This window comes from Paraburkholderia guartelaensis, from assembly GCF_004353905.1.
GTDB lineage: Bacteria > Pseudomonadota > Gammaproteobacteria > Burkholderiales > Burkholderiaceae > Paraburkholderia > Paraburkholderia guartelaensis.
In genome coordinates this window covers 98,905-113,271 of record NZ_SMOD01000001.1, presented here as the reverse complement: position 1 = coordinate 113,271, position 14,367 = coordinate 98,905, and the positions used below count along the sequence as shown (strand labels likewise).

General features: G+C 65.4%; 10 protein-coding genes. 1 reads left to right on the top strand and 9 read right to left on the bottom strand.

Annotated features, from left to right (window positions below; translation table 11 throughout):
- The first annotated feature begins 142 nt into the window (after positions 1–142).
- On the top strand, positions 143–2,320 hold the full coding sequence (gene glgX, locus E1N52_RS00500; RefSeq protein WP_133179193.1) for a glycogen debranching protein GlgX: 2,178 nt from the start codon (positions 143–145) through the stop codon (positions 2,318–2,320).
- 102 nt (positions 2,321–2,422) lie between these two features.
- On the opposite strand, the gene E1N52_RS00495 is transcribed toward glgX, so the two are convergent.
- The 9 genes from E1N52_RS00495 to E1N52_RS00455 form a co-directional block, all read right to left on the bottom strand.
- Complete coding sequence (locus E1N52_RS00495; RefSeq protein WP_133179191.1) at positions 2,423–3,256, bottom strand: M55 family metallopeptidase; 834 nt, start codon at positions 3,254–3,256, stop codon at positions 2,423–2,425.
- Positions 3,253–4,329 carry a DmpA family aminopeptidase gene (locus E1N52_RS00490; protein ID WP_133179189.1) on the bottom strand — a complete coding sequence of 359 codons (1,077 nt, stop codon included), beginning with the start codon at positions 4,327–4,329 and terminating at the stop codon, positions 3,253–3,255. The genes E1N52_RS00495 and E1N52_RS00490 overlap by 4 nt, the downstream gene beginning before the upstream one ends.
- A complete protein-coding gene (gene gsiD / locus E1N52_RS00485) occupies positions 4,326–5,219 on the bottom strand; it encodes a glutathione ABC transporter permease GsiD (protein WP_133179187.1) in 894 nt (297 codons plus the stop codon). The genes E1N52_RS00490 and gsiD overlap by 4 nt, the downstream gene beginning before the upstream one ends.
- Positions 5,220–5,226: 7 nt before the next feature.
- Positions 5,227–6,147, bottom strand: coding sequence for a glutathione ABC transporter permease GsiC (gene gsiC / locus E1N52_RS00480; RefSeq protein WP_133179185.1), 921 nt, complete (start codon positions 6,145–6,147; stop codon positions 5,227–5,229).
- Between the two features lie 69 nt (positions 6,148–6,216).
- Entirely contained in the window at positions 6,217–7,761 is a 1,545-nt protein-coding gene (gene gsiB / locus E1N52_RS00475; RefSeq protein ID WP_133179183.1) for a glutathione ABC transporter substrate-binding protein GsiB, read from the bottom strand.
- 87 nt (positions 7,762–7,848) lie between these two features.
- Entirely contained in the window at positions 7,849–9,750 is a 1,902-nt protein-coding gene (locus E1N52_RS00470) for a dipeptide ABC transporter ATP-binding protein (RefSeq protein ID WP_133179763.1), read from the bottom strand.
- A gap of 47 nt (positions 9,751–9,797) precedes the next feature.
- Positions 9,798–10,793 (bottom strand): isoaspartyl peptidase/L-asparaginase family protein, encoded by a 996-nt coding sequence (locus tag E1N52_RS00465; protein ID WP_133179182.1) that lies wholly within the window; start codon positions 10,791–10,793, stop codon positions 9,798–9,800.
- Positions 10,790–11,731: a MurR/RpiR family transcriptional regulator gene (locus E1N52_RS00460; RefSeq protein ID WP_133179180.1), complete on the bottom strand. Its 942-nt coding sequence runs from the start codon at positions 11,729–11,731 to the stop codon at positions 10,790–10,792. The genes E1N52_RS00465 and E1N52_RS00460 overlap by 4 nt, the downstream gene beginning before the upstream one ends.
- Positions 11,732–12,092: 361 nt before the next feature.
- Positions 12,093–14,000, bottom strand: coding sequence for a PAS domain S-box protein (locus E1N52_RS00455; RefSeq protein ID WP_133179178.1), 1,908 nt, complete (start codon positions 13,998–14,000; stop codon positions 12,093–12,095).
- Positions 14,001–14,367: the final 367 nt, after the last annotated feature.

The following is a 14,367-nucleotide window of genomic DNA, read 5'->3' as shown; positions in this document are numbered from 1 at the left end:
GCGGTGCCCGCGCATCCGGCCCCTCTCTCGTCGTCTTCCCCTGCGTTGGGCGCTCAGGCCCAAACCTTGCTTGATACAAGCCCCGCCCTCGCGCGCAACGGCATTGGTGGCGCGCACCATCGCGTCCCCAATCGACGAGCCCATGAAGAAAAAAACCGCCACCCGCATCGTAGAAGGACAGCCGTTCCCGCTCGGCGCCACCTGGAACGGCCGCGGCGTGAACTTCGCGCTCTTCTCCGCGAACGCTACCAAGGTCGAGTTGTGTCTCTTCGACAAGAGCGGCCTGCGCGAACTCGAACGCATCGAGTTGCCCGAATACACCGACGAGGTGTGGCACGTCTATTTGCCCGAGCTCGAACCAGGTGCCATCTATGGCTATCGCGTACATGGGCCGTACGATCCGCAGGCGGGCCATCGCTTCAACCCGAACAAGCTGCTGCTGGATCCTTATGCGAAGGCGCACGTGGGCGCATTGCGCTGGCATCCGGCCGTGTTCGGCTACACGATCGGGAGTCCCGACGGCGATCTTTCGTTCGACACGCGAGACAGCGCGCGTTATGTGCCACGCTGCCGCGTGGTCGATCAGGGCTTCACATGGCACCACCCGATGCGCGAGCGTGTGCCGCGCGAACGCACGATCATCTACGAAACGCATGTGCGCGGCTTCACGATCCGCCATCCCGATGTGCCGCACGAAGAGCGCGGCACCTTCGCGGGGCTCGCGCAAACGCCGGTGCTCGAATATATCCGCGGGCTAGGCGTGACATCCGTGGAGCTGCTGCCCATCCATACCTTCGTGAATGACTCGCACCTGCTCGAACGCGGTCTCACGAACTACTGGGGCTACAACACCATCGGCTTCTTCGCGCCGGACCCGCGCTACTCGGTGGGCGCGCACGGCTCGATCGACGAGTTCAAGAACATGGTCGACCGCCTGCACCAGGCGGGGCTCGAAGTAATACTTGACGTGGTCTACAACCACACGGCCGAAGGCAGCGAACTCGGTCCCACGCTCTCGTTTCGCGGCATCGACAATGCTTCGTACTACCGGCTACCCGAAGACCGGCGCTACTACATCAACGACACCGGCACGGGCAATACGATCAATCTCTCGCACCCGCGCGTGCTGCAGATGGTTACGGACAGCCTCCGCTACTGGGTGCTGGAGATGGGCGTGGACGGTTTTCGCTTCGACCTCGCGACGATCCTCGGGCGCGAGCCCTACGGCTTCGACGAAGGCGGCGGCTTTCTCGACAGCTGCCGCCAGGACCCGATTCTCGCGAGTGTGAAGCTGATTGCCGAGCCTTGGGACTGCGGCCCGGGCGGCTACCAGGTGGGCGGCTTCCCGCCCGGGTGGATGGAGTGGAACGACCGCTTTCGCGACACCGCGCGCGCCTGGTGGAAAGGCGACGAGGGCAAGGCCCCCGAACTCGCCACGCGCCTGTGCGCTTCGGGCGACAGCTTCAACCGGCGCGGTCGGCGACCATGGTCGAGCGTGAACTTCGTCACTGCGCACGACGGCTTCACGCTGAACGATCTCGTTTCGTACAACGACCGTCACAACGAAGCCAACGGCGAAGAGAACCGCGACGGCCACGGCGACAATCTCTCGTGGAACTGCGGCGCGGAAGGCCCGACCGACGACCCCGAAATCCGCGCGCTACGCGAGCGCCAGAAGCGCAACTTCCTCGCCACGCTGCTGCTTTCGCAGGGCACGCCGATGCTGCTCGCAGGAGACGAGTTCGGCCGCACGCAGCGCGGCAACAACAATGCGTACTGCCAGGACAACGAGGTGAGCTGGGTAGACTGGGATGGCATCGACGACACGGGCCGCGCGCTCGCCGACTTCGTGCGCAAGCTCACCGCGCTGCGCCATGCGCTGCCGGTGCTGCGACGCAACCGCTTTCTCATCGGCGAGCACAACGCTACGCTCGACGTCACCGACGTCGAATGGCTCTCGCCCGCAGGCGTGCCGCTCGCTCAGGAGCAGTGGGACGATTCGGCCATGCGTTGCTTCGGCATGCTGATCGATGGACGATCGCAAACGAGTGGCATCATGCGCCTCGCCTCGGATGCGACCATGCTGATCGTGCTCAACGCCTATCACGACGTGGTGGAATTCACGCTACCTTCCGTGCCGGGCAACGATCAGTGGAACTGCCTCATCGACACGAATATGCCCGTGCGCGACGAGTTGCCCGAATTCGAGGCCGGCGATATGTATCAGGTGACGGGCCGCTCGCTGCTGCTGTTCGCGCTGCATGCGCGCGGGGCGACGCAGCGGGTGTTCGACCGCCTGGAGGAAGACCTCACGGGTTGAGCGACAGGCTTTTTCGCGGATTGGCGGCGAGGCCGCCGGTCCGTTGGGTGACGTGTGGTGGGGCTGACAGTTAGTTGCACAATCTGAGGAACAACGGCCGCTTCACCGCAGCACTGCCGACATCGCCGACAAGCTATTGAGCGTGCGCACGAGAAACTCGGCGGTGGGCGCCGCAAACCGGATCACGCAGCCCGCCGTGCGCTCGACATCCGGCCACTGCGCAAAGAGGTCGGCCAGGGCAGTCGTCTGCGTGTGCAGCTCGCACGTGCGCACACGCTGCGCGGCGCACGCGCGGTCCCACCACGCGCCGTCGCGTGCGACCCGCCCGACGGCTTCGCGCGCCGCATCACGAATCCATTCGCGGCTCGCGGCGGGCGTCAGCAGGTCTCCACTCGCGTGGCCGCCGGCGCGCTTCACTACGACGAATTTCGCATCGGGAAAAGCGGGCCGCGTTTCGCCCTCGAACACATCGTCACCGCTCAGCAGCGCCACACGTGCGCCGTACTCCTGCGCAAGCGCGCCATACAGCCCCGCCTCGCCCGTCGCCACGCCATCCACAAGCACGCGCGCGAACGCAAAGCTGTTGATGGTGTGCGCAAGCATGCCGCGGCTTTGCGCCATGGCGTGATAGCCGATCATGAAAACGAGCGCGGGCCGGTGCTCGAGGCCCGCCATCATGCCAAGCGTGCGCGGCTTGCCGAGTATCACGCGGGCTCGCGCATCGATCTCGTCGAGCAGCAGGTTGTTGAAGCCGCCATGCGAATCGTTGACCCACACTTCGCTCGCACCGCCCGAGAACGCGCCTTCCACGGCCGCGTTCGCTTCGAGCGTCATCCAGCGGCGCGCCTGTTCGTACTCGGCGTTGCCTGCACGCGTTTGCTGAACGTTGAAGACACCGCCGATGCCTTCGATATCGACCGAAATGAGGACCTTCACGCTTGCGCTCCGCCTGAAAGCAGAGCGGCGAGATCGGGCGCCGCTTCGCGCAGCGCGAGACGCGTGTGGCCATCGCGGCCCTGCACGGTGCTTGCGCTCCACAAGGCGTCGAGAATCGCTTGCTCGACGCAATCGGCGCTTGCCTGAAACAGCGGGTCGAGCTGCGAGTCGGCGAGCAACGGCGGCAACGCGTAGGTCGGCGCGTCGTGCGCCAATGTGTACGCGTTGCTGAACGCCATGGCGATATCGCCGCTGCCGTGTCCATAGACGGAACCCGTGCGCGCAAGACCCGCTGCCGCGCGCATCGCAACGCGCCGAAGCTGCCGCGCGTCGAGCGGCGCGTCCGTGGCGATCAGCATGATGATCGAGCCCTTCTCGGGCTCCTGCGTCGCGCGATTCGATGCGGCGCGCGCCGCAAGCTCGCGCCCCACGGGCACGCCGTCAATCGTCAGCATCGGCAAGCGGCCGAAGTTCGCCAGCACGAGCGCGCCCACGGTGTACTGCACGCCCGTCGCCTGCACCACGCGCGACGCCGTGCCGATGCCGCCCTTCAGGTCGAAGCTCGACATGCCGCGGCCTGCGCCCACGCTGCCGCGCGCGAAGTCGGCGTTCGCGGCGGCGCAAGCCGCGAGATAGTGTTCCTCTTGAACCGCCAGCGCCTGAATATCGTTCAGGTAACCGTCGTTGCACTCGAACACGAGCGGATTGACGGTCGGCAGGCCGCGCCCGATTTGCGGATTCGCCGCGACCGCCGCGCGAATCTGCGCCTGCGCGAGCGCGCCCACCGCAAACGTGTTGCTCAGCGCAACCGGCGTTTCGAGCACGCCCAATTCTTCGAGCTGCATGAGCCCTATACTCTTGCCAAATCCGTTGATCACACAAGCGCTCGCCGGCACCTTCTCGCGAAAGAGGTCGCCTGCATGCGGCAGCAGCACGGTCACGCCGGTTTGCACGTCGCCCGCATCGAGCGTGCAATGGCCGACGCGCACGCCGCTGACGTCGGCAATCGTTCCCGTTGCGCCGCTCGCCAGTGTGCCGACATGCGGCGCGGCATCTCCCCGATAGTCGCTCATGCGCGGTCCAGTTTCGGGTCGAGTGCGTCGCGCAGGCCGTCGCCCAAGAGATTGAACGCGAGCACGGTGAGGAAAATGGCGAGGCTCGGGAACAGCGCGATATGCGGCGCCGTCACCATATCCGCGCGCGCCTCGTTGAGCATCGCACCCCACTCCGGCGTGGGCGGCTGCGCGCCAAGGCCGATGAACGACAGGCTCGCCGCTGTGATGATCGACGTGCCGATACGCATGGTCAGATACACGATCACGGACGACACCGTGCCCGGCAGAATATGGCGCATGATGATCGTCCAGTCCGACGCGCCAATGCTGCGCGCGGCCTCGACATACGTGAGGTGCTTGAGCATGAGCGTATTGCCGCGCACGAGCCGCGCGAACGCCGGAATGCTGAACACCGCCACGGCACAGACCACGTTGATCATGCCGTTGCCGAGGATCGCCACCACGCCGATGGCGAGCAGAATGCCTGGGAATGCGAACAGCACATCGGCTACCCGCATGGTGATGCGATCCCACCAGCCTTCGTAGTACCCTGCGAGCAAGCCGAAGAACGTGCCGACCACGGCGCCCAGCGCCACCGAAAGAAAGCCCGCCGCGAGCGAAATGCGCGTGCCCGCGAGAATGCGGCTGAAAATATCGCGGCCCAGCGCGTCCACGCCGAACCAGTGGGCCGCCGATGGACCCGCGTTGAGCGAGTCATAGTCGAAGTAATTTTCCGGGTCGTAAGGCACGAGATGCGGCGCGAACACCGCGATCACCACCAGCAGCAGCACGAACGCGCCCGCGCCGAGCGCGACGTGCTGCTTGCGGAATTTGCGCCAGAATTCGCGCCACGGCGTGCGGATCGCTTCGTCTTCTGCGCGTGCGTCAACGTTTAGGGTCGTGCTCATGACGGGCTCACCTGAATCGAATGGTCGGATTGATGACCGCGTACAGCACGTCCACGATCAGATTGATGACGATGAACTCGAGCGAGAACAACAGCACTTCGGCCTGAATCACGGGGTAATCGCGCATCGCAACCGAATCGACGAGCAGCCGCCCGAGGCCCGGCCAGTTGAATACCACCTCCACGACGATCGAGCCGCCCAGCAGGAAGCCGAATTGCAGCCCCATCATCGTGACGACGGGAATCATCGCGTTGCGCAGGCAATGCTTGATCACCACCCATTGTTCGGCCACGCCCTTCGCACGCGCCGTGCGCACGAAGTCCTCGTTGAGCACCTCGACAAAAGAAGCGCGCGTGAAGCGCGCCATCACCGCGGCCACCGCCGCGCCGAGCGTGACCGACGGCAGCACGTAGCTGCGCCACGAACCGTCGCTCACCACGGGCAGCCAACCCAGGTGCACCGAGAACAGTTCCATGAGCGCCATGCCGAGCGCGAACGCCGGAAACGAAATGCCCGACACCGCGAGCGCCATGCCGATGCGATCGGGCCAGCGATTGCGCCACACGGCTGAGACGATGCCGATCGCCATGCCGAACACCACGGCCCAGACCATGCTGGTGAGCGTGAGCAGCAGCGTGGGCATGAAACGCTCGCCAATTTCGGTGATGACGGGGCGCTTGCTGCGCATCGAAACACCGAAGTCGCCGTGAGCGATGCGCACGAAGAAATGGAGGAACTGCTGCGGCAGCGGCTGGTCGAGGCCGAGATCGGCGCGCACGAGCGCGACCGTGGCGTCGTCCGCTTCGGGACCGGCCGCGAGGCGCGCCGGGTCGCCCGGCAGCAGGTGCACGAACAGGAACACAAGGACCGCGACGATCAGGAGCGTCGGCAGCAGACCCAGCGAGCGTTTGACAATGAAATTCAGCATGAGCGCGTTACTGCATCGGGGCGTTTGCACCGCGCCGGACTCGAACGTTCCGGCGCGGCGCGCAACGCGTTAGCGAATCGAGATCTCGTCGAAGTTGAACGAGCCGTCGGGCGCCACATACGCGCCGGCGAGGCGCTTGCTGCGGGCGTACACGACCTTCTCCTTCACGAGGAACACCCACGGGGCGTCGGCCCAGATGCGCTTTTGCGCGTCGGCGTAAAGCGCCGTCTTTTGCGCGCGGTCCGTCGTTTCGAGCGCCTTCGCGAGGTCCTCATCGACCGCCGGGTTCTTGTAGTACGCCGTGTTCATGAGCTTGGGCGGCCACGATGCCGAAGCAAGCAGCGGCGAGATGCCCCAGTCCGCCTCACCCGTGGACGACGACCAGCCGATGTAATACATGCGCACGCCCGCCGTTGCCGGGTCCTGCGCGCTTTCCACGCGCGCGACCGCGGTGCCCGTTTCGAGCGCTTCGACGTTCGCCTTCACGCCCACTTGCGCGAGCTGCTGCTGCACGAACTGAATGGCCTTTTGCGCGGTCGAGTTGTTATACGCCGACCACAGCGTCGTTTCGAAGCCGTTCGGGTAACCGGCCTGCTTGAGCAGTTCGCGCGCCTTGGCCGGATCGTACGGCCAGGGGCCGAGCTTCACCGAATAATCCACGCCTTGCGGCAGCACGCCGTCCGAAGGCAGCGCATAGCCCGCGAACGCCACCTTGGCCAGCGCGTCCTTGTTGATCGCGTAGTTCAGCGCCTGGCGCACGAGCGGGTTGTCGAACGGCTTCTTCGCGGTGTTCAGGCTGATATAGCGCTGGATGATCGAGGGCGTGGCAATCAGGTCCACCTTCGGGTTCGACTGGAATGCGCTCGCCTGCTCGAACGGAATGCGGAAGGCGAAGTCCGCTTCGCCGGTGCGCATGAGCGCCGCGCGCGTGTTGTTGTCGGCCACCGGCTTCCAGTCGATCTCGTCGATCTTCGGGTAGCCCTTCTTCCAGTAGCCGTCGAACTTGTGCACGACGAGGTCGCCCGCCGGGTCCCACTTCACGAATGCGAACGGGCCCGTGCCCACCGGATGCAGCCCGATGTCCTTGCCCCACTTCTTCATGGCCGCAGGCGAGATCATCACCGCCGACGGATGCGCGAGCACGTTCACGAACGCCGAGAACGGCGCACTCAGCGTGACCTTCACCGTGTACGGATCGACCACTTCGGTCTTCGCGATGCGGCGGAACATGTTGTAGCGCTTCAGGTGATTCGCCGGATCCGTCACGCGGTCGAAGTTCGCCTTCACAGCCGCCGCGTTGAAGTCGGTGCCGTCCTGGAACTTCACGCCTTCGCGCAGCTTGAAGGTATAGACGAGACCGTCGCCGCTCACTTCATAGCTCGTGGCGAGCACATTGGTGAGCTTCAGATCCTTGTCGAAACCGAACAGGCCCTGGTAGAACGACTTCGAAACCGCCTGCGAGAGCGTGTCGTTGGCGTCGTACGGGTCGAGCGTCGAGAAGGTCGAATCGACGGCCATCACGGCGCGCTGCTCGGCGGCTTGTACGGCAGTCGCGCCCGCGATCAGCGCGAGTGCGAGCGCGCTGCCCTTCATCCATGTTTTGACTTCTTTCATCAATCAGGTCTCCATAGCAATGAATCTTGACGACTCGGCGAAATATTCCAGCTAAACAGCGAACACTTGCGTGGCATGGCGGCGTATTCAGTACGCGCCGCCCACCCGATGCTTCGCAACGAAGTGATCGGGGCCGACCGCCACGAGCGGCAGGACCTGCGGCTCGTCGCCGGGTGCGCGAATCGGGCTCGGCAGTTCGTCGGCCGCGAGCACGCGCTTCGCGTGGCGACGTGCCGGATCGGCGATCGGCACCGCGCCCATGAGCTTCTTCGTATAGGCGTGCTGCGGGTTCTCGAACACGGCGCGGCGCGGGCCGATCTCGACGATCTGCCCCAGATACATCACCGCGACGCGATGGCTCACGCGTTCCACCACCGCCATATCGTGCGAGATGAAGAGATACGCCACGCCAAGCTCCTGTTGCAGGTCGAGCATCAGGTTGACGATCTGCGCCTGCACGGATACGTCGAGCGCCGACACCGATTCGTCGGCGACCACGACTTTCGGGTTCATCGACAACGCGCGTGCAATCGCAATGCGCTGACGCTGGCCGCCCGAGAATTCGTGCGGATAGCGCCCCGCCGCCGACTTCGGCAAGCCCACGCGATCGAGCAGCCATTCCACGCGGGCCTGCGCCTCTGCGCCCTTCGCGATGCCGTGCACCAGCAGCGGCTCCATGATCGAGAAGCCCACCGTGAGGCGCGGGTTGAGCGAGGCGAACGGGTCCTGAAAAATGAACTGGATATCGCGGCGCAACGTTTGCAGCGCGGGGCCAGTGAGGGTGCTGATATTCCGGCCGCCGAATTCGATCGTGCCGCTCTGGCTCTCTACGAGCCGCAGCAACGAGCGGCCCGTGGTCGATTTACCGCAACCGGATTCGCCCACCAGCGCGAGCGTTTCGCCAGCGTGAAGATCGAAGCTGACTTTTTCGACCGCATGCACGCGGCCCGTGACCTTGCCGAACAAACCACTGCGCACCGGAAAGCGCGTGACGAGATCGCGCACGCGCAGGACCGGCGCCGCCTGGGTGTTCGGCGCGTTCGCCGGAAGGTCTGACGTAGCAACCGGGCGTGCCGCTTCGCTCGTCGAAAGCAGCGGGAACTTCTCCGGCAAGTCGGTACCCTGCATCGCGCCAAGTTTCGGCACGGCGGCGAGCAGCTCCTGCGTGTAGCGATGCGAAGGCGCAGCGAACAGCGCATCGGATGCGCCCTCTTCCACTTTCTCGCCGCGATACATCACGAGGATGCGGTCCGCCACTTCAGCCACGACGCCCATGTCGTGCGTGATGAAGACCACGCCCATATCCATCTCGTCCTGCAGGCCGCGAATGAGCTGCAGGATCTGCGCCTGGATCGTCACGTCGAGCGCCGTGGTCGGTTCGTCGGCGATCAGGAGCGCAGGCTTGCACGAGAGCGCCATCGCAATCATCACGCGCTGGCGCATGCCGCCCGAAAGCTGATGCGGGAAGCGGTCCATCACGCGGCGCGCCTCGGGAATGCGCACGAGGTCGAGCAGGCGCAGCGTTTCGGCGCGCGCCTGCGCGGCGTTCATCTGCTGATGCAGCGCGATCGCCTCGCTGATCTGGTTACCCACCGTGAACACCGGGTTCAGCGAAGTCATCGGCTCCTGGAAGATCATCGCGATGTCCGCGCCGCGCACCGAGCGCATGGTCGAGCCACTCGCACGCGTGAGATCCAGCACGCTGCCGCTGCGGCGGCGCAGGTCGATGCTGCCGCCCGTAATGCGGCCGCCGCCGTGCTCAACGAGCCGCATCAGCGAAAGCGATGTGACCGACTTGCCCGAGCCCGATTCGCCGACGATGGCGAGCGTCTCGCCCCGGTCGACGTGGAACGACAGATTGCGCACGGCTTCGAACGCGCCCGCGCCGCGCTTGAACGACACGCTGAGATCGCGGACGTCGATCACGCGATTCGGCGGCAGCGCAGCCTTTCCGCCGGCCGGCGCGATATCAGGAGGCTTCGAGGACATCTGCACGATGAGGATTCCTTCGTTTGGTGCGCAAAACGATGCGCCGCTTAATCGTAGATCGACGCAACGGGCGCTTCGCCCACGCGCGCGTAGCCACGGTACATGCCTTCGGTGTTGAACGGCAGGACCACGTTGCCTTGTGCATCCACGGCGATCAGGCCGCCCCGGCCGTCGATGCGCGGCAATTGCTCCATCACGACGTTCGTTGATGCTTCGGATAACGAAACACCACGATATTTCATTTGCGCCGCCACGTCATAGGCCGCGACCATACGCATGAACATTTCGCCCGATCCCGTGGTAGATACCGCACAGGTGGCGTCGTCGGCATAGCAGCCCGCGCCGATCAGCGGCGCGTCCCCCACGCGGCCCACCTGTTTGTTCGTGATGCCGCCCGTTGAAGTCGCCGCCGCGAGGTGGCCGTGCGCGTCGAGCGCCACCGCGCCCACCGTGCCGAACTTGCGATTCGGGTCGATCGGCTCGTGCGGCAGGCTGTCTGCCGATGCGTTTGCTGCCGCCTTCGCTTCGAGCGTTGCCCCATCGTGATCGAGCATCGCGCGCGCCTCGCCGCGCGCGAGCTGCCACTGGCGGTAGCGCGCATCGGTGTGGAAGTAGGCGGGATCGACGAATTCGAGGCCCTGGGCCGCCGCAAACGCTTCCGCGCCTTCGCCCGTGAACAGCACGTGCTCGCTCTTCTCCAGTACGCGGCGCGCCGCCAGCACCGGATTGCGCACGCGCTTCACGCAGCACACGGCGCCCGCTTCGAGCGTGCGACCGTCCATGATCGAGGCGTCGAGTTCATGCGTGCCCGCTGACGTGAACACTGCGCCGTGGCCCGCGTTGAATAGCGGACAGTCTTCGAGCAGGCGCACCGCTTCCTCGACTGCGTCGAGCGCGCTGCCGCCATCTGCGAGGATGCGCTGGCCAGCCGCGAGAATGCGGTTCAGCGCGTCGAGATACCGGGTTTCGACTTCGGGCGCCATCGATGCGCGCAGGATCGTGCCGGCGCCGCCGTGAATAGCAATGACTGCGTTCGATTTCATGACTTCTTTTTCGTTGGGGAAGACGGAGCGCCAGGCGCGGCTGATGCCTGCGCCGAGGTCGAGCTGAGCCACGGCAGCACCGATTCGGTGATGGCCGCCGCGGCGACGACGGAATCCTTCGCGCGCAACGCCACGGCGTCGCAAAGCGCCTCGATGACGGCCAGCACGGCGGCTTCCGAGTTCGCCGCAAGGCGACGTTCGGAGCGGATCAGCAGCGTGAGATCGGCGAAGCGTGCGAGCGGCGAGTCGATGCTGTCGGTGAGCGCGAGCACGCGCGCGCCCAGCTTCGCCGCGTGACGCGAGAGTTTGATCGTGTCGTCCACGTAGCGCGGAAACGCGATGCCGATCACCAGATCGTCCTTGTTCGCACCGAGCAGCCTGCGCGCCGAATGCGTGGGGCCGCCGACCGAAGCCAGCGCCTGCACGTTGTCCAGGTACGGCAGCAGCGCGTTCTCCATGATCCCGGCGAGAAACGCGCTCGTGCCCGAACCGATCACGTAGACGCGACGCGCCGAAAGAATCGCGTCCACGGCAGCGGCGGCCGCGTCGCTGTCGATCGACTGGCGCGACAAACGCAGGTTCGACTCGGCCTGCTCCAGCGAGGCGCCGAACAACCCGGCGCCGCTGGTCGGCGATTCCTGCGCGCTGCGCAGCCGCTCGACCGGCGCGAGCGTGGCCTCGAAGCCTCGCACGAGCGCCTCGCGAAACTGCGGATAGCCGTCGAACCCGAGCGCGCGCGCAAAGCGGTTGGCCGTGGCCACCGAAGCGCCTACCGCGTCCGCCAGTTCGTCGATGCGCATGGTCGCGGCATGGAACAGGTTTGCGAGCACGTACTCGGCCATGCGCCGGTGGCCCGGCGTGAGAACGGGCATCGCGGCAGTGATGCGCGCGACGATCTCGGCTTCGGGCGTGTCGGGAGTTGACGGTCGGGTTGACATGCGTGTGTGGAAATTGGGACGGTAAGTGAGACGGCGCGGCCGTAAATGAAATTACATGGCCGGATCTTAGTGAAAATTAATTTTCATCGCGCCCTGGGTTTACCCTATTCGAGCAAAGCAGGAGAAAACTAGCTTGACCTGGCGCAACGAGGCGCGAAGAGGCAGCGAAGCTGCTCGCATCGAACACGTTGCTGAGTTTTGGAGGAAGAAGCCGGCAGAAGCGGAGGCCGGAAAGGCATGGCGCCCGCAGGCCGCAGGCGAGATAAGGCGAGCGAACGCGCGAGGGAAGCGGAGCCGCGCTTGCCGCCAGCAAGACGCTAGCGGCAATCGAATCACTCACGTGAAAACGGGTTGCGCAGCTTTACGACGTCGCCATCGTTTCAGCGTTCGCCGCCAACCGCCACGTGTTGCGCCCCGCGCGCTTGGCTTCATACATGGCCGCATCGGCAAGACAAAGCGGATCGTCAGCGAGCGCCTTGTTCCCGGCCTCGACCGAGAGCACGGCGCTCCTTGCGTCCACCACGCCCGCCGCACCTCCCGCGCCAGTCAGCACGACGCCGACGCTCGCGCTCGTCTCGATCACGCGGCCCGCCACGACGAACGCCTTCGACACCTCGCGGCAAATGGCCGCCGCAATGCGCTCGCCGGTGCGCGCGTCGTTCACGCCGCGGCTCGCTATCACGAATTCGTCGCCGCCCAGGCGGCTCACCACGTCGCCGGTGCGCACGGTGGCGACGAGCCTGCGCGCGACCTCCCTGAGCAAGGCGTCGCCCACATCGTGGCCGTAGCGGTCGTTGATGGACTTGAAGCCATCCATGTCCATGAAAAAGAGCGCGAACGGCTCAGCGCTCGCGCGCAGTTCGCTCAGCGTTTCCTGCAGCGCGCGCCGGTTCGCGAGCCCTGTGAGCGGGTCGATCAGCGCGCCCTCGCGCAGGCGTTGCTCGGTGCGGCGCTGCTCGGTCACGTCGTGCGCCATCACGTAGAAGCCCGTCACCTTGCCTTCGCGCTTGGCCGGAATGTAGGTGGCCGACCACACGCGGTCGGCATCGGCCCGATAGCGCACCTCATCGCAGGTCACGCGTTCGCCGGCCAGCGCGCGCGCAAAGAGCGGCTGCAATTGCTCGAACACTTCGGGGCGCAGCGTTTCGCTCAGGCTGCGCCCGCGCAGCGCCGCCGGCTCCGCGCCGAACACGCGCTTGAAGGTCTCGTTGTTGAACTGGTAGCACAGGTCGCGATCAACCACGGCGATCAGCGCCGGCACGTTGTCGGTGATGGTCTGCAGCGCGTCGCGGCTGCGCCGCAGTTCTGCCGTGCGTTCGCGCACGCGCTCTTCGAGTTCGACGTGATAGTTGCGCAGCGCCTCTTCGCTCTTCTTGCGGCTCGTAATGTCCTGCACCGCCGCGATGAAATGCAGCGGCGTACCCGACACGTCGCGCACGAGCGACACCGCGAGATTGACCCATACGGCCTGGCCGTCGGGCCGCAGATAGCGCTTTTCGATCGCGTAGGTGGCCTGACGGCCCGCGAGCAGTTCGGCCACTTGCGCGAGATCGGCGGCGATGTCGGCCGGGTGCGTGACCGATGCGAACGTGCGGCGGCGCAGCTCGCTCTCCTCGTAGCCGATGATCTCCGAGAACTTCTGATTCACGTCGAGAAAACGGCCGTCGAGATCGACCACGGCCTTGCCGATCGGCGTTTGCTGGAACACGGTCCGAAAACGCGCCTCGCTGATGGCGAGCGAACGGCGGTCGCGCTCGTGCGCCGTACGCGAGCGGTTCAATTGCCGGCGCAATTCCAGCTCGCGTTCGACGAGGTGCGCGAAATCCGCGAGCACGGCGGCCTGTCCTGCATCGAACGTGCGCGGCTTTTCGTCGATCAGGCACAGCGTGCCGACCACCTGGCCGTCGGCGAGACACAGCGGCGAGCCCGCATAGAAGCGGATGTTCGGCGCGCCCGTGACGAGCGGATTGTCGATAAATCGCTCGTCTTCCAAGGCGTCTTCCACCACGAGCATGCGCTTGCTCAGCACGGCGTGAGCACAGAACGACACGCTGCGCGACGTTTCGCACGCGGCCAGCCCGTGGTGCGACTTGAACCATTGGCGGTCTTCGTCCACGAGCGAGATCAGCACGATCGGCATGCCGAACGCGAAGGCGGCGAGCCGCGAGATGCGGTCGAACGCCTCTTCGGGATCGGTGTCGAGTATGTCGAGTTGCCGCAACGCCCGAAGGCGGACGTCCTCATCCAGAGGAAGCGGAGCAGTGATCATCGTGTGGGGGGGCCCGGCAGGACGGATACGGTTTGCATGGCGCTTTCCGTACCGGCGCGCCTTACCTGGGTTTACGGCCGGAATAAGCAAAAACTGAAGCGCGGGAAGGCCCGAACCACGCATGTCGCAAAAGCCTTGCGCGCCAGGCATTTCCCTTATGCAGGAACCGCAATTTAAGCGCACGAACGTTCGGTATACGCGTGGATGCGCAATCATCGAGCGCCACGGCCGTCCTATCCGTGCTGCTCGCGTGGCCCGGCCCCACGGGCGTTATGCATCTTCTGCCTGTAATTTCACCGATGCGGAATTGCTTCGCCATCCGAAATACATGCCGTTTTTAACCGGATGGTTAACGTGTTGCGAAATC